This window comes from Pseudoneobacillus rhizolycopersici (genome assembly GCF_054786815.1).
The window spans coordinates 1-246 of the sequence record NZ_JBTOOE010000201.1; the positions used below are offsets into that span (position 1 = coordinate 1).

Consider the following 246-nt stretch of genomic DNA (forward strand, 5'->3'; position numbering starts at 1 on the left):
CCCATCGTTTTTCTTCACTACAACTGGCTGCAGGCAATAGGGGAGTCCTGCGCTTTCATAGATATCATCAAGCAAGAGTTTGATTTCATCTTTGGTCCATCGGTATCCTCGTTGGTAACCAGGCAAATAGAAATCGCCGGTAATATCCCCTATATATTTCGTTTCGAGAACAATGTTTGACATTATGGTTTTAGTAAATGACAAAAATTGAATTTTGTCGGTTGTATTATTGATTTTTTAATTAGT

At 37.0% G+C, this 246-nt stretch carries 1 protein-coding gene; it reads right to left on the reverse strand.

All coding sequences use genetic code 11. The annotated features are described in order from the left end of the window. Positions 1-183: GmrSD restriction endonuclease domain-containing protein (locus ACX9YW_RS23425; RefSeq protein WP_460351185.1), on the reverse strand; the 183-nt coding region annotated here is incomplete at its 3' end. Between the last annotated feature and the right edge of the window lie 63 nt (positions 184-246).